The sequence below is a fragment of the Enterococcus sp. DIV1444a genome, from assembly GCF_051712125.1.
GTDB classification, from domain to species: domain Bacteria; phylum Bacillota; class Bacilli; order Lactobacillales; family Enterococcaceae; genus Enterococcus; species Enterococcus faecalis.
Window position 1 is genome coordinate 811,418 of sequence record NZ_JBIOOG010000001.1, and the last position, 23,243, is coordinate 834,660.

The following is a 23,243-nucleotide window of genomic DNA, read 5'->3' on the forward strand; positions in this document are numbered from 1 at the left end:
AGGTTTTTAATATGTTAAAACTTGGCACGCTTCTTGCTTATATAAAGGTGTAAAGCAAAACAAAGAGAATTTAGGAGATGAAGGAAAATGGCAAAAAAAACAATTATGTTAGTTTGTTCCGCAGGAATGAGCACGAGTTTATTAGTAACAAAAATGCAAAAAGCAGCAGAAGATCGTGGTATGGAAGCAGACATCTTTGCAGTATCGGCTTCTGAAGCAGATACAAACTTGGAAAATAAAGAGGTAAATGTTTTACTATTAGGCCCACAAGTTCGTTTCATGAAAGGGCAATTTGAACAAAAATTACAACCAAAAGGGATTCCTTTAGATGTCATTAACATGGCAGATTATGGCATGATGAATGGCGAAAAAGTTTTAGATCAAGCAATTTCATTAATGGGATCATCAAACTAGAGCAGAAAATGGGGTAGAGGTAATGGACGGACAACAGAACTTAGAAGCAATCATGGGTTTAATCATGTATGGCGGAAATGCTAAAAGCGATGCAATGGAAGCGATTGCCGCAGCAAAATCGGGGGATTTTGAATTAGCAGACAAAAAAATTGCAGATGCAGAAGAATCACTTGTACATGCACATCATTCGCAAACAGGAATGTTAACAGAAGAAGCAAAAGGCAATAACATGCAAGTAACATTGTTAACAGTGCACAGTCAAGATCATTTAATGACTGCGATTGCATTTACAGATTTAGCAAAAGAAATTATCGATCTTTATCGCCGTATTGATAACGAGTAATCTCGTTGTCAATACGTCTTATAAGAAAAACGCGCTTGAGAAAGCGTTAATTAGGAGGAATAACAATGGACGGATTTGTTCAATGGATGGAGAAACACTTTATGCCGAAAGCGTCAGTAATCGCAGCGCAACGGCACTTGGTAGCAATTCGTGACGCGTTTGTCGTAACGATGCCATTAATGATTTTAGGGGCTTTGGCGGTATTAATTAATAATATTCCAATTCCAGGATATGAGGACTTTTTAAACAAAATTTTCCCAATGATGTATAACGATGCACCAATTTGGAAAAGCTTTGGTGGCAACATTTGGAACGGCACATTCGCAATCTTTGCCGTTTTAGTAGCCTTTTTAGTAGCACACAATTTAGTTAAATCTTATGGAAAAGACGGCATTGCAGCCGGTACAGTTTCTGTAGCTTCATTCTTCGCAGTTGGCGGCTTAGAAGGCATGGGCGCAACTGGATTATTTATTGCTTTGATTATTGCACTTATTTCAGGAGAACTATTCCAACGTTTATCTGGCAATCCTAAATTAGTTATCAAAATGCCTGATGGTGTACCACCAGCAGTAGCAAAATCATTTGCGGCATTATTACCAGCAATGATTACAATCAGTTTATTTAGTTTAATTACATCAATTCTATTTGCTTTAGGAATTGACAATATCGTTATTTCATTCTATGAAGCAGTTCAACAACCATTTATGGGACTTGCAAACAGCTACCCATCAGCATTATTGTTAGCTTTCATTACACCATTCTTATGGTTCTTTGGTTTACATGGTGCCAACATGGTTGACCCATTAATGCAAACAATCAATGTACCAGCGATTGATGCGAACATTAAAGCTTTAGAAGCAGGTAAAGCAATTCCTTACATTGTAAACAAACCTTTCTTTGATTCATTTGTAAACTTAGGTGGAACAGGGGCAACATTAGGTCTGTTAATTGCTATCTTTATCGTAGGTCGTCGTAACAAACCATACAAAGTCATTACAAACTTAAGTTTAGCACCAGGACTATTTAATATTAATGAACCAGTCATGTTCGGTTTACCAATTGTTTTAAACCCAATTATGTTTATCCCATTCATTTTAGTCCCAATGGTTCTTGTAACTGTTGCGTATGTGGCGACAGCAACTGGTTTAGTGCCAGCTGCAACCTTTATGCCACCTTGGGTAACACCACCAATTATTGGCGGATTTTTAGCAACGAAGAGTATCGCCGGCGGAGTTTTAGCAGCTGTTAACTTATTGATTTCTATTTTGATCTACATGCCTTTCGTAAAAGTAGCAACAGATCAATACTTGAAACAAGAAGCAGCCGCAGAAGCAGCTGAGTAAAAAATCGAAGGATTGAATCGTCCGGACTCTTACGGAGGGTTCAATCCTTTTTTTAATGATTAAATCGTAAAGGAGCAAACAACATGAAATATCAATTTCCAGAAAATTTTTGGTGGGGTTCTGCAGCCAGCGGTCCTCAAACAGAAGGCGTTTTTGAAGGTGATGGTAAAGGTCAAAATATTTGGGATTTTTGGTATCAAGAAGCGCCAGAAAAATTTTTTCAACAAGTCGGTCCAGATAAGACCTCACAATTTTATAAAAAATACCAAGAAGATATTCAGTTAATGAAAGAAACAGGACATAACTCCTTTCGAACATCCATTCAATGGAGCCGTTTAATTCCAGATCCTACAACAGGAAAAGTCAATCAAACAGCAGTTGATTTTTATAATCAAGTGATTGATGATTTATTAGAACACGGGATTGAGCCCTTTATGAACTTGTATCATTTTGATATGCCGATGGTACTTCAAGAAAAAGGCGGTTGGGAAAGCCGTGAAGTGGTTGATTTGTATGTTGACTTTGCCAAAACCTGTTTTGAATTGTTTGGCGATCGCGTGAAAAAATGGTTTACGCACAATGAACCAATTGTACCAGTTGAAGGTGGTTATCTCTATGGCTGGCATTATCCTGATAAAGTGAATCTAAAAGAAGGGATTCAAGTACTCTATCATGAAGCTTTAGCTAGTGCCAAAGCAATTGCCGTCTATCATTCTATGAACTTATCAGGTGAAATTGGCATTATTTTAAACTTAACGCCGACTTATCCTCGTGATGAGCACAATGAAGCCGATGTAAATGCGGCTAAATTTGTCGATGGTTTCTTTAACCGTTCGTTTTTAGATCCGGCTGTTAAAGGCCATTTTCCAGAAGATATGGTTGCCTGGGCGAAAGCAAATGACTTGTTGCCAGAAACTACGCCAGAAGATTTAGCAATAATTGCTGAAAATACTGTAGACTTATTAGGGGTAAACTACTATCAACCACGTCGTGCCAAAGCAAAAGAAACACCTGTTGAAACACGACCAGAAGGCTTACTTCCAGAAGATTTTTATGATGTCTATGATATGCCTGGCAAAAAAATGAATCCTTACCGTGGCTGGGAAATCTACGAAAAAGGCATTTATGATACATTAATGAATCTAAAAGAAAATTATGGCAACATTCGCTGCTACATTTCAGAAAATGGCATGGGCGTAGAAGGAGAAGAACGCTTTGTCAATGAACAAGGAGTCATTGAAGATGATTATCGAATTGAATTTGTGCAAGATCACTTGAAATGGGTCCACCAAGCGATTCAAGAAGGTAGTAATGTTCAAGGATATCATATGTGGACGTGCATGGATAACTGGTCTTGGCTTAATGCCTATAAAAATCGTTACGGCTTTATCGCTGTGGATTTAGAAGATGATGCGAAACGGACCATTAAGAAAAGCGGTCGTTGGTTCAAAGAAATGACAGCAAATAACGGCTTTTAGAAAGAGAACCGTTTCTGTGATAAAATGAATTGATACAATGTGCGAGGAGGAAAGAAAATGACAACTAAAAGAGTCAAAAAAATGGGCAAAGAAGAAATGAAAGAGATGTTTAATCTTGTCATCTATGCTTTTAATCAGGAACCCACGGCGGAACGCCAAGAACGTTTTGAAAAATTGTTGTCACATACTCAAAGCTATGGCTTCCTAATTGATGAGCAATTAACAAGTCAAGTGATGGCGACGCCTTTTCAAGTAAATTTTCATGGTGTCCGCTATCCCATGGCTGGAATTGGCTATGTGGCATCTTATCCAGAATATCGTGGTGAAGGCGGCATTTCTGCTATTATGAAAGAAATGTTGGCTGATTTAGCGAAACAAAAGGTTGCCCTTTCTTACTTAGCACCGTTTTCATATCCATTTTATCGTCAATATGGCTATGAACAAACATTTGAACAAGCAGAGTATACAATTAAAACGGAAGATTGGCCACGTATTAAACGAGTTCCGGGTACCATTAAACGAGTTTCTTGGACTGACGGTAAAGAGGTCATTAAAGACGTATACCTTGAAAATCAAAGAGCGCACTCTGGTGGTGTGATCCGTGAAACTTGGTGGCTGGATTATACGCTGAATCGTGCAAGTAAACCAAATAATCAAGCGATTTATTATTCACCAGAAGGGAAAGCGGAAGGTTATGTGATTTATCGGATAGCTGCCGGAACCTTTGAAATCGTAGAATGGAACTATTTAACTAATACAGCTTTTAAAGCGTTAGCTGGGTTTATTGGCTCACATAGTGGTTCCGTTCAATCGTTCCATTGGATTAATGGTTTTGCTGGAAAAGATTTAAATGATTTAATGCCAACGCCAGCAGCTTCTGTAAAAATTTTACCTTACATGATGGCACGAATCGTTGAGTTACAAACATTTCTGGAAAAGTATCCATTTCAATCAGGAGAAAAAGAAACGTATTCTTTAGAGATTGAAGATTCCTATGGGCCATGGAATGAAGGCGTTTGGACAATAACAATTGACGAACAAGGAAAAGCGACAGTTATTAAAGGTGCTGTGGAAAAAGAAGGGACTGCTGATTTGAAAGCAGATATCCAAACGTGGACCCAACTATTCTTGGGCTATCGTTCAGCAGAGACGTTATCTTTTTATGAACGCTTGCAAGGAGACGCAACGACAGTTCAACGTTTAGGCCAACGTTTAGTCAAAGGCATGCCAATTTTAGAAGATTATTTTTAAAAGTGTGTTTATTCGCAAAAAATGACAGAACCTACTATAATAAAAATGTAAAAAGAATTATTTTAGAAAGGTGATGGGGACAATGGCGAAAACGAAACAAGAAAAAGTTGCACGCAATAATAAAATTGGGCAATATATAGCTATTGCGACAGGACTTTATTATTTAGGGAAAATGATTCTTGATCGGCGGCAAAAAAATAATAGATAAAAGAACGATGTGTTTCACTTAAAGAAAGTATCTCGCATAAACAATTATGCGAGATACTTTCTTTTTGTCTATTGACAGATGTAGTGAAGACTTCTAAAATTAAAACAGATTGTTCTCGTAGCTCAGTAGGATAGAGCAACCGCCTCCTAAGCGGTAGGTCGCTGGTTCAATTCCAGTCGGGAACGTAAAAAGGCAAGCAAATTTAGGGGGGAGACAGATGGCGATTACCATAAACATTTATTATAGTGGAACAAATGGACGTGCAAGAGAATTTGCCAAAGAAATGATTGCCAGCGGAATTGTAGAGGCGATTCGTGCAGAAAAAGGGAATAGCCGCTATGAATACTTTTTTCCAATGGACGATGAAGAAACAGTTCTGCTGATTGATAGTTGGACAGATCAGGAAGCATTAGACAAACACCACGCTTCTCCAATGATGGCCTGTATTACGGAACTTAGAGAAAAATATGATTTGCATATGAAAGTAGAAAGATATGTATCAGATATAACAGACCCCTTGACAAAAGATGCCGCATTTATAAGAAAATAACCAGAGTACAAGCATTAATCTTAAAATAAAGTGCTAGGAACATCAGTCGTTGCGACTGATGTTCCTAGCACTTTTTATCTTGTAAGGATGAATCATTTGTTACATACGTTAAATTAAAGAAGGACCATTTGTTCTTCAGTCACAGCCGGTTCGGTTAAAATTTTGGCTTGGGCGGCTGCGAGTTTCGCAATTGGTACCCGATAAGGTGAGCAAGAGATGTAGTTTAGGCCAAGTGTTTGGAAAAATGTGATGGATTGCGGATCACCACCGACTTCTCCACATACGCCAATACTCATGTTTGGTTTAGTGTGACGCGCTTTCTCTACAGCTAATTGAATCAGTTGACCAACACCTGTTTGATCTAGTGATTGAAACGGATCTTGGGTAATGATTTTCTTTTCCCGATACGTATTAATGAATTTACCGATATCATCACGAGAAAAACCATAGGTCATTTGTGTTAAATCATTTGTTCCAAAGCTGAAAAAGTCTGCTTCTTCTGCTAACTGATCCGCAATCAGACAAGCTCTAGGTAGCTCAATCATTGTCCCGATTTCGTAAGGGAAAGGAGTCATTTTATATTCTTCAAAGAGACCGTCAATCGTTTCTTTTAAAATGCGTTTGAGATAGAGAAGTTCTTCTTTTTCGGCGATTAGAGGAATCATCACTTCTGGATAAACAGTAATTCCTTCTTTGACTAATCGAATGGCACTAGTAAATAAGGCTGTAACTTGCATTTTGTATATTTGTGGTTGGGTCACACCTAAGCGACAACCCCGATGGCCCAACATTGGATTGGTTTCTTGTAACCGTTCAATTTGTTTGGCGATGGTCACTGGGAACCGTTGTAGTTGCTTCGCTAATAATTGAATATCATTCTTTTCATGAGGTAAAAACTCATGCATCGGCGGATCTAATAAGCGGACCACCATGGGCTTGTCTTGGACTACTTTCAGCATTTGATAAAAGTCTTCCTGTTGAAAATGTAGAAGTTGTTCCAACGCATAGGTTGCTTCCTTTTCAGACTCTGCTAAAATCAAGCGACGCATTTCCAAGACACGCTCTTCACCGAAAAACATATGCTCTGTTCGCGCTAAACCAATCCCCGCTGCGCCAAAACGGATGGCAGTCTCTAAATCTTGTGTAGTTTCTGCATTGGCACGAACAGTTAAATCAGCGTACTCATCTGCCCAAGACAAGAGCTCTTGAAGGTCATCATTATTGTCAGCAGAAATTGTGGGAATTTCACCAAGATAAATTTCTCCCGTTGAGCCATCGACGGAAATGATTGTTCCTTCTAAAATGACTTGTGGTCCGCAGTGTAGTTGCTTGGTTTCTTCATTGACGGTTAAACTTTCGCAACCAGTCACACAGCAAGTTCCCATTCCTCGTGCGACCACGGCGGCATGAGAAGTCATTCCGCCACGACTGGTTACAATTGCTTCGCTTACAACCATGCCTTCAATATCTTCTGGTGAAGTTTCTTGACGAACAAGAATGACTTTCTTTCCTAGATTGGTCAGTTCTTTGGCTTTTTCTGCTGTAAAAACAATTTGGCCACTTGCTGCACCAGGACTAGCAGGAAGTCCTATAGCTAAGCGTTCCATGTGTTGTCGTTTCTCTTGATCAAACACGGGATGAATTAATTGATCAATCGTATCAGGTGTCACACGCAACAGTGCTTCTTGTTTAGTGATGCGATTTTCTTTGGCTAAGTCTAAAGCAATTTTAACCGTAGCTGCGGCGGTTCGTTTCCCATTTCTTGTTTGTAAAATATATAATTTTTCATTTTCAATGGTAAATTCAATATCTTGCATGTCACGATAATGATATTCTAAAAGCTCTGCGTAATGGCGAAAATCTTGATAAACTTTTGGCATACTCAAACGTAAACGATGAATTGGTTCTGGCGTCCGAATACCAGCCACTACATCTTCTCCTTGCGCGTTCAAAAGAAACTCTCCAAACAATTGATTTTCCCCTGTGACCGGATTTTTAGTGAAAACAACGCCAGTGCCACTGTCTAGTCCACGATTGCCGAAAACCATTTCTTGAATATTGACAGCCGTACCTAAATCATGCGCAATATGATGCAAGTTTCGATAAACCACCGCACGTTGATTGTTCCATGAATCAAAAACAGCTTTGATTGCTTCGAAAAGTTGTGCGACAGGGTCTTGCGGGAAGACCACATGATGTTGTTCAAAAACTTCTTGGTAGCGGATAATCAAGGCGAAATGATCTTCTTCTTGAAAAGCGGTAATTTTTTTGTTTAGCTCTTGTTCCAAGCGCTCTTTTTGTTGGTCAAATAATTCTTTGGGAATGTGATAGACGACGTCTCCAAACATTTGAATAAGTCGGCGATAACAATCAAAAGCAAAACCAGGAGAGGTTAAGGTCGCAAATTTTTTCACACGTTGATCATTTAAACCCAAATTTAAAATAGTATCCATCATACCAGGCATCGAGAAGGCAGCACCACTGCGAACAGAAACTAAGAGAATCTCATTGTCCGCGGTAAAAGATTTTCCTGTTTCAGCTTCTAGGTTTTTAACCGCTTTCAAAATTTCTGATTGTAAGTGTTCTTCAAAGAAAGTAGCATCTGCCAAATAGTCCATACAGCAACGGGTTGTGATCGTGAACCCTTGCGGAATCGGCAAACCTAAGCGAGTCATTTCTGCCAAGTTCGCTCCTTTACCACCAAGGGTTTCTTTTCCTTCATTGTGTGTTTCGTTAAAAGAATAAATAAACTTTTTCATGAGTGACCTCCGTTTAATATGTGTCTTATATGTTCAATAAACATCATAATAGACGGGAATAAGTTTGTCAATAGAAAAAGTTTCCTGTCAATATGTTGAAAAAACAATAAATATGTGTATAATTGTAAGCGAATGCACAATTTATTTAAGAGGAATTGAGGAGGAAATGATGAAATTAAGTAAACGACAAGAGCAAATTATCGCTGTTGTAAAAGAGCATCAGCCAGTTAGCGGTGAACGCATTTCAGATATTCTAGCCGTATCACGTGCGACATTGCGTTCTGATTTGTCTTTTTTAACACTTTCAGGAATTTTAAAAGCAAGTCCGAAAGTTGGCTATACTTACGAAAGTGATAATATGGAGGCTTTTTTCTTTTTTGATGTTTTTCAAACAAAAGTTCAGGAGATTATGAGTCCACCATTGATGGTTGCTCAAGACACCTCAATTCGAGATGCGATTACCAACTTGTTTATGTATGATGTCGGTTCTCTTTATGTCATGGATGAAGCAAAAGAATTATTAGGGGTTTTGTCACGAAAAGATTTATTGCGGGCCTCTTTAAATACAAATATTGATGGCACACCTGTTGCTGTTTGTATGACAAGAGTGCCACATGTGAAAACCTGCACACCAGAATTTACTATTCTTGAAGCTGCTGACACTTTGCAAAAATACGAAGTGGATTCTTTGCCAGTCGTTGAAAAAGAAAATCCTAAAAAAGTTATTGGAAAAATTACGAAAACGAAAATTTTAACCTATATTACGCAACAAGCGAAAGAAGCCGCACAAAACAGATAAAGGAGCTTAATTATGAAAAAAGAAATCATTGTTTATACTATTTCCGATTCACTTGGAGAAACATCACAAAAATTGTTAGCTGCAGCAAGTGCACAATATCCAGATATTTCTTTTCTTAATCGTTACAATTTTTCTTTTGTTACAACAGAAGAAGAATTATTGGAGATTTTAAAAGATGCCTTAAAAGATAAAGCCTTAGTTGTCAGTACATTAGTAAGTAAACAACTAATTACAGCGGCCAAAGATTTTAGTGAACGAACAGGGTTGTTATATTTAGATTTAATGGCGCCATTTTTTGAATTAATTAGAGCGAAAGCTGGAGTAGATCCTATTGAAGAACCTGGACGACGCCACCAACTAGATCGTGCTTACTTTGATAAAATCTCAGCGATTGAATTTGCTGTAAAATATGATGATGGCAAAAATCCTCAAGGGTTTCTAGATTCCGATGTATTGTTGTTAGGCGTTTCGCGGACCTCAAAAACGCCAGTCAGCATGTATTTAGCGAATCAAGGCTACCGCGTTTCTAACTTACCATTAATTCCAGAAGTTCCATTGCCGACAATATTGGAAGAAATGGATCCACAAAAAATGATTGGTTTAGTTTGTTCACCAGAAACATTAGGACAGATTCGTAGCAGTCGGTTGGCTTCCTTAGGTTTAGGTAATGAGACCAGCTATACCAATGTTGAACGGATTGAACAAGAATTAGCCTATGCCGAAGAAATTTTTGCGAAGTATGACATCCCAGTGATTGATGTAACCGCAAAATCTGTCGAAGAAACAGCCTTTTTAATTAAAGAAAAACTAGATGAAAGAAATTAAAAAGCTTGGCAACTTCACTGAAATGTAGTGAGGTTGCCAAGCTTTTCATACTTAATTGGGATTCTTTTTGTTAGTCAATATTTTTTTGATCGACAATGAGTAAAGCAATCATCACGTAGACAATCCAGCTACTTTTAGAATAAAGTGTATAGCGTGGTTGCCATTTGCTAGCAAATTTTTCCTTGTACTCGCGTAATCCTTGGAAGGAGTAAATTTCCGAGCCAAATTCATAAATTAACGCTGCAATTCGTTCTTGAATAAAACTTTTTCTTGATTGACCAACGTTGGCTAACGGAGCCATCCCTAAATTGAAATAATGAATATTTTCTGTTTTCATATATTCAAATAAATGAATAAACAAGAAATCCATACTTCCAGAAGGGGCTTTTTCTTTATGGTGACGCATCAAGTCGATGGTACCAACTTCATTTGTGTAACTAGGAATGATGTTAGCGAAAGAAACCATTTCTCCTTCGGCATTTCGGACAACAGCAATTGGGTTTCTTTGAAGATAAGCTTCATCGAAAAATCCCAGTGAAAAGCCTTTTTCTTTTCGATTGTTTAACCAACTATCCGAAATGGCTTTTAATTCGTGCATTTGTTCGGCACTAAAAGGAGGTTGGAGTACGTCAAATGAATAGCCGGCTTTGGTAATTTTATTAAACACTGCGCGGGTACCTTTGAATTTTTTCCCAGACATCGTAAATGTTTCTAGATTAACTAAGGCTTCTTCGCCCATTTTGATAAATTCGTAGCCGTATTCGTGTAATAACATCACGCTGTCTTCATTGGTTTCGTAAAAGACGGGTACATAGCCGAAATGATCTGTTTCTTTAAGGAATGCATCAATTGCCGCAGGAAAATCTTCTTTGTTCCCAGAAGGGTTGCCCATCACAACACATTTATTATTAATGGTGTTGAATTGTAAAAAGACAGTCGGTTCTTCTTTGGGATATAAGAAAACCTGTTTATCATGAAGAAAGACAAGTTCACTGTCAATATTCCCGCCATAAGTTGTTAGGATATTATGCAAGATACTATCTTCTGGAAACTCACCAACTTGGTGTTTTTTCCCTTGAAGGTAGCGAACAAATAGAAAGTTAAAACTCATAACTAAGAGGATAGCAATAAATCCTGACAACCAGATCCGCTCTGAAGGGAACAAGAAAAATTCCACAAAATGATGACGATGATGTGGGAAGTTCGGTAAATTATAAACACCAATGACTAGGTATAACAAGGTCAACAAGCCAAAAATAAACCCATCAATCGTCATCCACTCCCAAGAGTAAACCAGTTGTTCACGGTACAATTCTGATTTTGAAAAAATAACGATAAATAATAAAATAGCTAAATAGAAAATGGAAAACATACTAAAGTCAACCACAAATGAATACAAGATAGCACCAATTAATAAAATAATCGTTGGATAATAGGCTCTTTTAACACGATCAGCAATCCCACGTCCCATAATTAATAATGCAAAGCCTAGCACAATACTCGGAATTTGAATAATAATATGTGAACGGAAGGGGTTAATATCTCTTAACCAATGCACTTGCGTGAAGGCTTCTGGAATAGTGGCTAAGAGCACCATCATAATTCCTGAAAAATAAAGTAAAATCACTTCTAGCTTGTGGGCAATTTCCAAAGTAATTTGTTTCAATAATTGACGATAATGAGTATCTAACTTTTGGCTCAAGTGTTTTGTAAAGAACAAACAGCCAATTAAGAAAGGAATAATATAATAGAATAAGCGATAGAGCAATAACCACAAAACAATAATTTCACGATCGACACCTAAGTTGCTTAGTCCTAAAATCATCATAACATCAAAACTACCTAAAGCCCCTGGAATCATCGAAGCAATCCCAATAATCGAAGCTGCTACATATAAAGGAACAATATCAATTAAAGGAATCGGCACATCCAATAAGTAACCAATACTAATAAAGGTAATTAAAACACCTGTCCATTCTAAAAACGAAGAAACAACTAAAGATAAGCGATTTTTAGCATCGAGGTTACCAAAGGAACTATTTTTTTGGAAATGTAAAATAAGATAAAGTAATGGGAAATAAAGACCACCACCTAATAACCAAATCCAATATTGCTGTAAATAAGCCATCTTTGGATCGAACTGAACAAGGAAAAAGCACAGAATACTATAAATAGATAGACCGGATAACACAAAAAGTAAAATATGGGTTAACGCAGGTAAAATTTTCTTTTCCTCTGTTTTATTTCCATAAAATTCAGAACGAAGTCCCATGCTGACCAAACCACCGAACCCACCAACATTATTAATTGTATTGACAATCCAGCTAGATTCAAGGAGTTCCCGTTTTGAGACTTTCAAGTTTAAAATGCGATTTAATGTTAAGTCATAATTTAGCATCGGAGTAACGGAAACTAAACCGATAACCATCATCAATAACAATTTCCATAGCGGAATCTCATCAAAAATCTGTTTTAATTGTTCAAATGAGATTGTCTTACCAATTGATAAAAGTTGGGCAACAACAATAATTGAGACCGCAATAACAAACAGTGTTTTTAGTAATCCTGTATGTGTTTTGATCCAATGAATAATTTGTTTCATTTAGACACCTTCATTTCCTTCAAGAATTTTTCGATTGTTTTATTAAAAATATCTGGTGAGTTTTTGGCAAATAAATGGCCCTGTTTATTTACCAAGACCAATTTGCCAGCAGGAATGGCATCAGCAATCGCACGTGAATGGGAAAGTGCAATTAAATCTCGACTGCCCGTAATAACAAGAGTAGGACAGGGGATGTGTTCTAAATCTTCTTTTGTCAGTCCAGTATCTTCAAATAACAGAGCCACGATAGGGAGCCGTGCGCGCAATTTTTTTGAAAAGAAAGCACCAATACGACTAAACCAATATTGAAAATAGGTGGCGATTGTTACATATTTTTTTAGACCAGACATAGTGACATTTCCAGAATTTAAGACGAGTTTGTTGACGAAATCAGGATATAAATGGGTAAAAACCATGGCAATATTTGCTCCGTCACTAAAGCCCAATAAATTAATTTTTGCTAAGTGTTCTTGTTGAATAATCCCAGCTAAATCTTCTGCCAAAAGCGGAAAAGTTAATTGACTTTGTGTATTGGTGGAACGTCCATGTCCGCGGGTATCCACCGCAATAACTTGATACTCCTTGGAGAAATAAGAAATTTGATAATTAAAAAAAGTATGATCATTGCCATTACCATGAAGTAACACAAGGGGGTAATTTGTTTTTTTGCCAAAAATTTGATAAAAAATTTGACTGCCATCTATTGTTTGAAAATATTTTTCTATTGCCATTCTCCGTCACCTATCTCATCTATAATCAATCGAGTCCTCTCTCATTATAGAGTCTTTTGTCTTTTTTTTGTAATAAAAAACAGAAAATTTTCCGAACAGTTTTGTAAGGTGCTGTAATATAGTGTGATATAGTAGAAGATAGTCACCTGAAAATTAGGCTAGAGGAGGGAAAGTTGATGTCTTTAATCGTTTTAATTGGTGCCCAAGCTGTCGGGAAAATGACCGTTGGCAAGGCTTTAGAAAAGCAGTTAGATGCTAAATTACTATTTAATCATCAAACCATTGACTTATTTGCAAACTATCTTGGGTATACGGAACGTGCGTTTCAATTGTCTGATTCCGTTAGAAAGGAACTTTTTCATGCCTTTGTAGAAAATCCAGCCACAAATACAACAAAAAACATTATTTTTACAGTGGTGATTGCTTTTGATCAAGAACAGGATTTTCAATTTTTAGAAGAAATATCAGAAATTTTTCTTAATAAACATGAATCCGTCTATTTCGTCGAACTCGTCTCTTCAACAGAAATCCGCCTAGAACGAAATGTTCATCCAGAGCGGCTAGAGGCAAAACCTTCAAAACGCGATGTCGATTTTTCTCGAAAAGAATTACTCAATACCTTCAAAGAACATCGGTTAGTAAGCCACGAAGGTGAACTAGAAAGTACATTTCCAAATGTAAAAATAACGAAAGTAAATAATTCAAACATGACACCAGAAGAAGTAGCAACGAAGATAATTGCTACTTTTGGTTTGACATAATCGGAAAGGAACATCGGAACCAATGAAAAAGTTTTTTAAATATCTCGGTAGCTTGATTGTCCTTCTTCTAAGCATAGCTTTAATTTTGATAGGATATTTAACCTTCCGAGAGTTTCGACCACGAGCGGTTGAACCAGTTGCTATAAATAAAAATTTTTCAGAAAAAACCATTGAAAAAAAACAACCCATCTCTTTAGTCACGTATAACATAGGCTATGCTGGTCTAGGACAAACAGAAGATTTTTTTATGGATGGTGGCAAAACTGTCCAACCAGTTAATAAGGCAATGGTCCAACAGAATTTAACAGGCATTGAAGAAACCTTAAAAGAATTACCAGCGATGATTTACTTATTACAAGAAGTCGATCGTCGTTCGCAGCGTTCCTATGAAGTCAATCAAGAGCAAGAATTACAAAAAAAACTGCAGCTGAACAGCGTATTTGCTTATAATTTTAAGGTAGATTATGTGCCCATTCCTTGGCCGCCGATTGGACGAGTAGAAAGTGGTTTATTAACATTAACCAATGAAAAAATAACAGAGGCTAAACGAATTGCTTTACCCAATCCCTTTCGTTGGCCCGTTAGCATTAGTAACTTAAAACGAGCGCTTCTAGAAACGCGTTTTCCAATTGAAGGCACAGAGAAAGAATTAGTGGTTTTTAACTTACATTTGGAAGCCTATGACAATGGGGAAGGGAAGATTGCTCAAAGTAAAAAGTTAGCGGACGTATTATCCCAAGAATACGCTAAAGGAAACTACGTAATTGCTGGAGGTGACTTTAATCAAGTTTTCAAAGGCAGTCATCGATATCCTAACCTAGGGGAAGCTGGTTGGGTACCAGGAGAAATTGATCCTGCAGACTTACCCAAACATTTTTCACTTGCTTATGATGATCAACAGCCGACTGTGCGGGTGCTTAACAAACCTTACACTGGCTCTTATGAAACATCCCAAGTGTATGTAATTGATGGCTTTATTGTTTCTGATAACGTGGCTGTTCATAGCGTGAAAACAAAGGACGAACAATTTAAATATACAGATCACCAACCTGTGAAGATGGAAGTTGGGTTGAAATAGAAAAAGTACAAACGGTGCTTGTTGTTTGCACCATTTGTACTTTTTATTTTACAGATAGCCTTTAGTAATAGAATGAGTGGAATTTAGCATATTTGCTGGCGTTCCTGTAAAGAGAAGCTGTCCGCCTTTTTCTCCACCTTCGGGACCTATTTCAATTAACCAGTCGGCACTTTTAATCACATCAATGTGATGTTCTAATAAAATTAAGCTGTTTCCTTCTTCTACCATTCGATTGAAAAGTTGAATACTTTGTTGGATATCAATTAAGTGTAAACCATCTGTAGGTTCATCCATTAAATAGATAACCTTTTTTTGGTGAAGTGTGTCTGCTAATTTTACCCTTTGCAATTCGCCGCCGGATAATGTTGAGAGCGATTGATTGAGTTTAAGGTAGCTTAAACCAACTTCCAGTAAATTTTTTAATGAAAGAGCAAAAGCCTGGTCTTTGAAAAAATCATAGCCATCTTTAACGCTTAAAGCTAGTACTTCAACGATATTTTTTCCTTTATATAGATACTGAAGCACCTCTTCTTTGTAACGCGTTCCGTGACAGGTTTCGCAAACGCTAGTAACATCCTCCATAAAAGACATATCGGAGACAATTATTCCTTTGCCCTTGCAAGTAGGACAGGCGCCTTTGGAATTATAGCTAAATAAAGCTGGACTAACATGATTTTCTTCAGCAAATAGCTTGCGGACCTTATCAAAAATATTGAGATAGGTCATTGGCGTGGAGCGTAAATTTGCAGTAATGCTTTTTTGTGAAAGATGAATAATTTCTTGGTTATCAGCTTGTGCTTTTTGATAAATTTCTTCCGCTAATGATGATTTACCTGAACCAGCGACACCACAGATAACAGTCAAAACACCTAAAGGAACTTCGACAGATAGATCTTTTAAATTATGCAGTGTCGCATGTTCGATTGTTAAAGACTTCATTGCTTTTCTTGGTTGGTCGTTTAAAGGGAGCGGCTCTTGAAGCGCTTGACTAGTTAAGGTTTTGGAGGCTAAAAATGCGTCATACGTTCCTGAAAACTGGACATGGCCACCATTTTCGCCTGCAAAAGGTCCTATATCGACAATAAAATCAGCTTCTCTAATTAATTGTGGATTGTGTTCCACCAGAACCACGGTGTTTCCTTTATTTTTTAAATTGAGCAATGCGCGACTGATCCGTTCGATGTCCTTTGGGTGTAAGCCAGCACTTGGTTCATCTAAAATATACATAATATCATTTAAGGCGCTGTTTACATATTTAGCAATTTTAATCCGCTGTGCTTCACCACCAGAAAGTGTTTCAGTTGCTCGTCCTAATGTAAGGTAGGAGAGACCGATATTAATTAATGCTTCTAGACGTACAAGCAGCTCTTCTTGAATATTTTTTATTAACGATAGGTCCATTGAACGAATAAAAGAATGTAATTCATTGAGTGGCATGTCAACAGCATCAGCAATACTTTTCTGATTAATTTTACAGCTACGAACACGTTCATTGACTCTACTTCCTAAACAATCAGGACATCTTTTTACGGTAACAAAGTGATTAAGGTATTTTTGATGACGTTTACCCTCGTCTGTATGCAATATGCTACGTTGCATGCGCGGGACGATTCCTTCATACAAAGCTGTATGAGGCCATTCTTTGGGGGGCGTAGCCAGTTTTTGTTGTGGAGCATATAAAAATAATGCTAACTCTTCAGGGGAATAGTCCTTGATTTTTTTATCTAAATCAAATAGACCACTATGGGCATAGCGTTTCCACCGCCAGTTGCCAACTGTAAATGTTGGGAAATCGATAGGGCCTTCGTTTAATGATTTGTCAAAATCAACTAGCTGATGAAGATTGATTTTGGTAATCTTTCCTAAGCCATCACATGTGGGACATTTTCCATCCGGATGATTAAACGAAAAAGTATCTGAATAACCAACAAATGGAGAACCTGCTCGTGAGAACAACAAACGTAAAAACGTATAAATATCTGTATACGTTCCCACTGTCGAACGAGAATTGCCTGCTACTTTTTTCTGGTCAATCACGATTGCGACAGGAAGATTCTCGATTTTTTCAACTTCTGGACGACCATATTTGGGTAAATAATTTTGAACAAATGAACTAAATGTATCATTTAATTCGCGACGCGATTCAGCGGCTAATGTGTCAAATACTAAGGAGGACTTTCCCGAACCAGATAGTCCAGTAACAACAGTTAGTTGCTTTTTAGGAATATTGACAGAGATATCCTTCAAATTATTTTGTGTTGCGTGCTTAATTTTAATCCATTCCATTTAAAAACCTCCGTTTCTGTTCTATTTTATCATATAAAAAGAACCTAACCTAAAAGTTGACTACAGAAATTTATAAGAGAACTTTACTTTTTAATCGCTTTCATTTATGCTATGAGTAATACAGATTTTTTATCTGTGTTAATAGATAAAGGATGTGACTTATGAAGAAGTCAATTTTGTTCAAAAAGTTAGGGATTATTTTATTAATTAGCCAAACACTGGTAGGGGTACCAATGCTGGCACAAGAAAGTATATTAGAAACAACCATTCAAACAGAGACGAAACCAGCAACAACAGAAACCAGCGAGACTGTAGCTAGCTTGGAATCTGAAACTACTAGCCAAGCGGTGATACAGGAAAAAGAATCCGCTTCGTCCATCGCGGAAAGCAGTAGCAAAAGTGTGGTTGCAGTAACCACTGAAACCACAAATGAGATACAAAATAGTGATACAGCTGAAAAAGCTGTTTCTGCAGAGAATGTTTTTTCAGAAACAGACTATAAACAAGCAACTGCGCTGGAATTAGCAACTTTAGTAAGAGAAAAAAAGGTGACGAGCGAAGAATTAGTAAAAATTGCGTTGGCCATCACTAAACGTGAAAATCCTACATTAAATGCGGTCATTACTTTACGAGAAGAAGCGGCTTTGACAGAAGCAAAAGCTTTACAAGATACAGGTCAACCATTTCTAGGCGTGCCGCTCTTACTGAAAGGGTTAGGACAATCCTTGAAAGGTGAAAGCAACACGAACGGTTTTGGTTTTCTCCAAGACCAAGTAGCTGGTGGGACGTCGACCTTTGTTAAAGCGCTACAAAATGCTGGATTCATAATCATTGGTCAAACGAATTATCCAGAATTAGGTTGGAAGAACATCTCAGATTCAAAGTTATATGGCGTTTCCGTCAACCCTTGGATTCCTAACCATTATTCAGGCGGTTCTTCAGGCGGAGCGGGGGCTAGTGTCGCCGCGGCATTTGTTCCTGTTGCTTCTGGAAGTGATGCTGGCGGCTCTATCCGTATCCCTGCTTCTTGGACAGGCACCGTAGGTTTGAAGCCTTCTAGAGGAGTGATCATTGGTAATTCTAATAGTGCAAAAGGTCAAACTGTTCACTTTGGTTTAAGTCGAACCGTGGCGGATACAAATGCATTATTTGAAACTTTATTAACCAAAAAAGATCTTCCTGTGGGACATTTAAGTCAAGCGCAACCCATTGCTTATACAACAGAATCCCCTGCTGGAACCCCTGTAAGTGCCGAAGCAAAAGAGGCGGTCGCTGAAGCTGTTGCTTTTTTAAAAGACCAAGGGTACACATTGGTTGAAGTGAAGCACCCTGTTGATGGGGAGCGTTTAATGAAAAATTATTATACTGTAGCTGCTGGCTCAGCAGGAATTGCCGATTTTATGGCGCGGCAGAAATTGAAAAGACCGCTTGAACGAAATGATGTAGAACTGTTAACATGGGCGCTTTTTCAAACAGGAAAAAATATAACGAGTGAAGAGACAACTGCGGCTTGGACAGATATTGCTTTACAAGCACAAAAGATGGACGAATTTTATCAACAGTATCCTATCTTATTAACACCAACGACAGCTGCCACGGCACCTAGTATTGATAATCCGTTACTAAAACCAGAACATGCAGCACAGATGGAAAGAATTGATCAATTGTCACCAGCAGAACAAAAACAATTGATTTATGACCAATGGCTGACGGCGTTCACATATACACCGTTTACACAACAAGCAAATTTATTTGGACATCCAGCATTAAGTGTACCAACTTACGTTTCAAAAGAAGGACTGCCTTTGGGGATTCAATTTAATAGTGCATTAAATGAAGACAGAACATTGCTACAATTAGGTGCTTTATTTGAAAATAACCACAAGATAAATCAACCACATGTAGAAGACCCAGAAAAAGACAAAGAGCCAGATGCAAGTGGCGAACCAGAAAAAGACAAAGAGCCAGATGCAAGTGGCGAACCAGAAAAAGACAAAGGGCCAAATGCAAGTGGCGAACCAGAAAAAGACAAAGGGTCAAATGCAAGTGGCGAACCAGAAAAAGACAAAGGGTCAAATGCAAGTGGCGAACCAGAAAAAGACAAAGGGCCAAATGCAAGTGGCGAACCAGATAAAGGCAAAGAAACAAAAACAAGTGAAGGACCAATCGAAGGAAAAGACCAAAACCAAAACCAAAACCAAAACCAAAACCAAAACCAAAACCCAGACAAAGCTGGAAAAACTACTAGTGAGTCATCCTTAGATAATTCGCTGAAATCATCAGCAAAACAGGGGACCAAATCAACAGAGAGTACGCATGCTTTTTCTAATAAAAGCATGGTTGGGAAACAAGACCAGCTTCCCAAAAAATTATTACCCAAAGCAGGTGCAGAAGTACCGAGTACTTTCTGGATTGTTTTAGGGGGAGCTTTCTTAGTAACGAGTGGAACGATTTATATAAGAAGAACTAGAAAACAATAACCAGTGAAGGCTGGAGACAATTTGGAATAAATTGTCTCCAGCTTTTTTTCTTTGGTATACTAAAACCAAGAGAGAAATGAGGCGAAAGCAATGAGGGCGTTTGAGAAGATTCCAGAGTTTCAGCAATGGCAAAAAGTTGAAGCTATTCACCGTGGTTGGTCAACGGATTTAAAGTTACCAAAAATCAAGAGATCTTTACTAGAGGACTATAATTGTGGAGAATTACTAGTTCCCAAATGGTTTTCAACTATCCAAAGAAAGGGATTGAGATTTTAGGCTTGTTTCGATAGAATAAAAATAAAAACAGGAGTTTAAGGAATGAAACTAAACGGGATTATTATGATAGTAGTTGTTGGAAGCGTTTTATCTAGCTGTGGTTGGCAAAAATCAAAAGAAGAATCACAGAAAGTACAAACACACAATGTAAATACTGAAGAAACAAGAGCGATTTCAGCAACCAAAGTTAGTCAAACCACGGCGTTGGAATTAGAGCAAACAACGCAAACGCAAGAATTAACTGAATTAGTTACAGAAGAAGGGACGATTTGGAATCAGCAAAAAGCAAAACAGTTAGGACAATACATGGAAACCTGGGGCCAAGAACGCAATCAGAACTATCAAGCATACCAACCAGGTCACTCTGTAGCTTTTTACACGATTCAAGTGCCTGATGATTTATTGAGTTATGAACCTAAAATACAACCAGCTATTGGGAACAATCCCATTTGGTTAAATTGGTCAGAAACAGGCAGCGAAGATGGTTATTGTCTAGTGGCAGCATACTCTGACAGTGCGACACAAGTTGCCCAGAAGCATGTCTATTTATTTACTTTAGTTAATGGTGAAGCCAAAGTCTATGTGAGTAAAGAACAGCCAGTAGCGGAGCAACCTTATCTTCTTTTAAAAGAAACAAGTAATACAGAACTGAAAGAACAATTCACAAACCTTGTGCATAATCTTTAATTTTTTATTTAATCAAAAGGAAAAGAAAATTTATCATTGACAAAGTATCCGCTTTCATTTTATTCTGTAGCTACCCCTTGGGAAGGGGCAAAAGGAAGTTTTGAAAGGGATGAAAAAAATGAAGGAAACAAGTTTAGTAATTATTAAGCCAGATGGCGTTGAACGGAAGTTAGTTGGCAAAATCATTCAACGTTTTGAAGATAAAGGTATTGACTTATTGCACCTTAAATTCGAACGACTGACAGTAGAAACAGTGAAGGAACATTATGAGCATTTAAAAGATGAACTATTTTTTCCTGAATTATTAGCCTATATGACAAGTGGCCCAGTGGTTGTGATGGTCGTTGTAGGGGACAATGTGGTTAAAAAAGTACGTAAATTAGTTGGAGCAACGAATCCGTTAGATGCTGAAAGTGGCACCTTACGAGCGGATTATGGGTTGTCAGTCACCAAAAATTTAATCCATGCTTCTGACTCTGTTCAATCAGCAAAAATTGAAATGCAACGGTTCTTTGGTTAATCAGCAAAAAAGAAACAATTCTTTATTTTTTATAAAGGATTGTTTCTTTTTTATTAATTGTCAGAATATTCCACTTAAATGGTTGACATTTGGAGGTAGAAGAGTAGTATAGACTACATACTAAATGACTGCATGTGTTTCAGGAGGATAAAATGATAACCAGTGATGAATTGACAGAAAACCTTAGTCCGTTTGAATTAAGTCTATTTTTAGAGAAAAAATTACATGAAGAAAATCATAATTTAGAAACATTGCTAAATGCAGGGCGAGGCAATCCTAATTGGACAGCGCCAACACCAAGGGAAGCCTTTTTTTTATTAGGTCAATTTGCTACAAAAGAAACGTTAAGAGAGGGGAGCGAACAAACGGCTGGTATGATTCAGCCAAGTTTTGGTAGAACGCAACGCTTCTTAAACTTTTTAGCAGAAAATCCTAGCAAAGGGGCAACCTTCTTACAAGAAATTTGGACAGCAGAGCATAACTATTTTGGGATGGATAAGGAAATGTGGTTAGATGCCATGTTAGACTATGTGATTGGGGATAATTATCCGAATCCTGTTCGTTGCTTGAAGGCGTGTGAACAACCGATTAAAGCATATTTAAATCAAGAATTATTTTCCAGCGAAGCACAACCGTTTGATATTTTTGCCGTTGAAGGTGGTACAGCAGGGATTTGTTACTTGTTTGATACGTTGGCAAATAATTATTTACTAGAAAAAGGTGATCGTATTGCGTTGTTATTGCCAACGTTTGCTCCTTATCTAGAAATTCCAGAACTACCACGTTATGATTTTGACGTGGTTAAAATCAAAGCAGAGCAAATGATTATTGATGGAAAAACGACGTATCAATACTCAAACAAGGAAATTGATAAACTAAAAGACCCGTCCATCAAAGCGGTTTTTGTCGTAAATCCCAGCAATCCAACTGCCAATGCTATGGGAAAACCTACCATTGAACAAATCAAACAAATCGTTGCAGTGGATAACCCTAAGTTAATGATTTTAACAGATGACGTTTACGGAACCTTTGTGCCAGCTTTCCGTTCACTATTTACGGAGTTACCTTATAATACAGCCTGTATCTATTCTTATTCTAAATACTTTGGTGCTACCGGTTGGCGTGTGGGGACCATTGCGGTCAGCCAAGAGAACATCTTTGACCAATTATTAAAAGAATTGCCAGTGGCTCGAAAAATGGAATTACAGGCACGTTATGCTACATTGAATGCAGACACAAGCCAAATTAATTTTATCAGTCGCTTAGTCGCAGACAGCCGCGATATTGCGTTGAACCATGCAGCGGGACTTTCTTCTATTCAGCAAGCGATGATGGCTTTATTTAGTTTGTATGCTTTGTTAAAAGACGGTCAAGCATATAAAGACGAAGTGATGGATATTTGTCATACGCGTGAAAAGCTCTTGTTCCGCACCTTAGGTATTGAAGAGCCTTTAGCAAGTTTAAATACAGCATACTATTGTGAAATTAACTTTAGAGACTGGACAGAAAAACGTTATGGCCCAGAATTTTCAAGTTATTTAACGAAATCGTGGACGATTACAAAAGTATTAACCTCGTTAGCAGAAAAAGAAAAATTAATGCTTTTAAAAGCGGATGCTTTCGGGAGTGACAAATGGTCAGTTCGAATTTCTTTAGCCAATTTAGCGACTAACCAATATAGTGAAGTTGGTAAACGAATGATTCGCCTTTCTGAACACATCAAAGAAGAGTGGTTGAGCCAAAAGCGCCAAGCCATTAAATAAAAAAACGCTAAGTCTCTTAAGATGCAGGAGGCTTAGCGTTTTTGTTTATTATTTATTCATTTTTCCGTTAGTTTTGGTTTATAAATGTT

The 23,243-nt window shown here is 37.7% G+C and carries 19 protein-coding genes and 1 tRNA gene; 16 read left to right on the forward strand and 4 right to left on the reverse strand.

Annotation, left to right across the window (positions count from 1 at the left end; all coding sequences use genetic code 11):
* The first annotated feature begins 87 nt into the window (after window positions 1-87).
* The 8 genes from IGI87_RS04135 to IGI87_RS04170 all read left to right on the forward strand — a co-directional run bounded on the left by IGI87_RS04135 (window position 88) and on the right by IGI87_RS04170 (window position 5,587).
* On the forward strand, window positions 88-414 hold the full coding sequence (locus tag IGI87_RS04135) for a PTS sugar transporter subunit IIB (RefSeq protein ID WP_002355918.1): 327 nt from the start codon (window positions 88-90) through the stop codon (window positions 412-414).
* A gap of 22 nt (window positions 415-436) precedes the next feature.
* Window positions 437-757, forward strand: coding sequence for a PTS lactose/cellobiose transporter subunit IIA (locus tag IGI87_RS04140; RefSeq protein WP_002355919.1), 321 nt, complete (start codon window positions 437-439; stop codon window positions 755-757).
* Window positions 758-822: 65 nt separating this feature from the next.
* Complete coding sequence (locus tag IGI87_RS04145; RefSeq protein ID WP_002355920.1) at window positions 823-2,100, forward strand: PTS sugar transporter subunit IIC; 1,278 nt, start codon at window positions 823-825, stop codon at window positions 2,098-2,100.
* A gap of 83 nt (window positions 2,101-2,183) precedes the next feature.
* On the forward strand, window positions 2,184-3,578 hold the full coding sequence (locus IGI87_RS04150; protein WP_113795032.1) for a glycoside hydrolase family 1 protein: 1,395 nt from the start codon (window positions 2,184-2,186) through the stop codon (window positions 3,576-3,578).
* A gap of 57 nt (window positions 3,579-3,635) precedes the next feature.
* Complete coding sequence (locus tag IGI87_RS04155) at window positions 3,636-4,829, forward strand: GNAT family N-acetyltransferase (RefSeq protein ID WP_438736307.1); 1,194 nt, start codon at window positions 3,636-3,638, stop codon at window positions 4,827-4,829.
* Window positions 4,830-4,911: 82 nt separating this feature from the next.
* Window positions 4,912-5,037, forward strand: coding sequence for a hypothetical protein (locus IGI87_RS04160; protein ID WP_002414508.1), 126 nt, complete (start codon window positions 4,912-4,914; stop codon window positions 5,035-5,037).
* Window positions 5,038-5,148: 111 nt separating this feature from the next.
* A tRNA-Arg gene (locus IGI87_RS04165) sits at window positions 5,149-5,222 on the forward strand.
* A gap of 32 nt (window positions 5,223-5,254) precedes the next feature.
* On the forward strand, window positions 5,255-5,587 hold the full coding sequence (locus tag IGI87_RS04170) for a putative quinol monooxygenase (RefSeq protein ID WP_104854478.1): 333 nt from the start codon (window positions 5,255-5,257) through the stop codon (window positions 5,585-5,587).
* Window positions 5,588-5,700: 113 nt separating this feature from the next.
* Here the strand turns inward: IGI87_RS04170 and ppdK are convergent, their stop codons facing one another.
* Complete coding sequence (gene ppdK / locus IGI87_RS04175) at window positions 5,701-8,346, reverse strand: pyruvate, phosphate dikinase (RefSeq protein WP_438736308.1); 2,646 nt, start codon at window positions 8,344-8,346, stop codon at window positions 5,701-5,703.
* A gap of 169 nt (window positions 8,347-8,515) precedes the next feature.
* On the opposite strand from ppdK, the gene IGI87_RS04180 reads away from it, so the two are divergent.
* On the forward strand, window positions 8,516-9,145 hold the full coding sequence (locus tag IGI87_RS04180) for a helix-turn-helix transcriptional regulator (RefSeq protein ID WP_002355926.1): 630 nt from the start codon (window positions 8,516-8,518) through the stop codon (window positions 9,143-9,145).
* A 12-nt stretch (window positions 9,146-9,157) separates the two neighbouring features.
* Window positions 9,158-9,970, forward strand: a complete 813-nt coding sequence (locus IGI87_RS04185; RefSeq protein WP_104854873.1) for a pyruvate, water dikinase regulatory protein — start codon at window positions 9,158-9,160, stop codon at window positions 9,968-9,970.
* A gap of 70 nt (window positions 9,971-10,040) precedes the next feature.
* On the opposite strand, the gene mprF is transcribed toward IGI87_RS04185, so the two are convergent.
* Window positions 10,041-12,572 carry a bifunctional lysylphosphatidylglycerol flippase/synthetase MprF gene (gene mprF, locus IGI87_RS04190; protein WP_104854874.1) on the reverse strand — a complete coding sequence of 844 codons (2,532 nt, stop codon included), beginning with the start codon at window positions 12,570-12,572 and terminating at the stop codon, window positions 10,041-10,043.
* Window positions 12,569-13,303: an alpha/beta fold hydrolase gene (locus IGI87_RS04195; RefSeq protein ID WP_104854875.1), complete on the reverse strand. Its 735-nt coding sequence runs from the start codon at window positions 13,301-13,303 to the stop codon at window positions 12,569-12,571. The genes mprF and IGI87_RS04195 overlap by 4 nt, the downstream gene beginning before the upstream one ends.
* Window positions 13,304-13,479: 176 nt before the next feature.
* Between IGI87_RS04195 and IGI87_RS04200 the strand changes: the two genes are divergently transcribed.
* On the forward strand, window positions 13,480-14,064 hold the full coding sequence (locus IGI87_RS04200; protein ID WP_104854876.1) for a hypothetical protein: 585 nt from the start codon (window positions 13,480-13,482) through the stop codon (window positions 14,062-14,064).
* Window positions 14,065-14,086: 22 nt separating this feature from the next.
* A complete protein-coding gene (locus tag IGI87_RS04205) occupies window positions 14,087-15,142 on the forward strand; it encodes an endonuclease/exonuclease/phosphatase family protein (protein WP_438736309.1) in 1,056 nt (351 codons plus the stop codon).
* A gap of 48 nt (window positions 15,143-15,190) precedes the next feature.
* Here IGI87_RS04205 and IGI87_RS04210 read toward each other — a convergent pair whose 3' ends face one another.
* A complete protein-coding gene (locus IGI87_RS04210; RefSeq protein WP_113795038.1) occupies window positions 15,191-17,428 on the reverse strand; it encodes an ATP-binding cassette domain-containing protein in 2,238 nt (745 codons plus the stop codon).
* Window positions 17,429-17,589: 161 nt separating this feature from the next.
* Between IGI87_RS04210 and IGI87_RS04215 the strand changes: the two genes are divergently transcribed.
* From IGI87_RS04215 to aspD, 4 genes are all read left to right on the forward strand, one after another.
* Window positions 17,590-19,908: an amidase family protein gene (locus tag IGI87_RS04215; RefSeq protein WP_438736310.1), complete on the forward strand. Its 2,319-nt coding sequence runs from the start codon at window positions 17,590-17,592 to the stop codon at window positions 19,906-19,908.
* Window positions 19,909-20,226: 318 nt separating this feature from the next.
* Window positions 20,227-20,871 carry a DUF4767 domain-containing protein gene (locus IGI87_RS04220; protein WP_438736311.1) on the forward strand — a complete coding sequence of 215 codons (645 nt, stop codon included), beginning with the start codon at window positions 20,227-20,229 and terminating at the stop codon, window positions 20,869-20,871.
* A 109-nt stretch (window positions 20,872-20,980) separates the two neighbouring features.
* Entirely contained in the window at window positions 20,981-21,391 is a 411-nt protein-coding gene (ndk, locus tag IGI87_RS04225) for a nucleoside-diphosphate kinase (RefSeq protein ID WP_162782647.1), read from the forward strand.
* Window positions 21,392-21,543: 152 nt separating this feature from the next.
* Complete coding sequence (gene aspD, locus IGI87_RS04230) at window positions 21,544-23,154, forward strand: aspartate 4-decarboxylase (protein ID WP_438736312.1); 1,611 nt, start codon at window positions 21,544-21,546, stop codon at window positions 23,152-23,154.
* Window positions 23,155-23,243 lie beyond the last annotated feature (89 nt).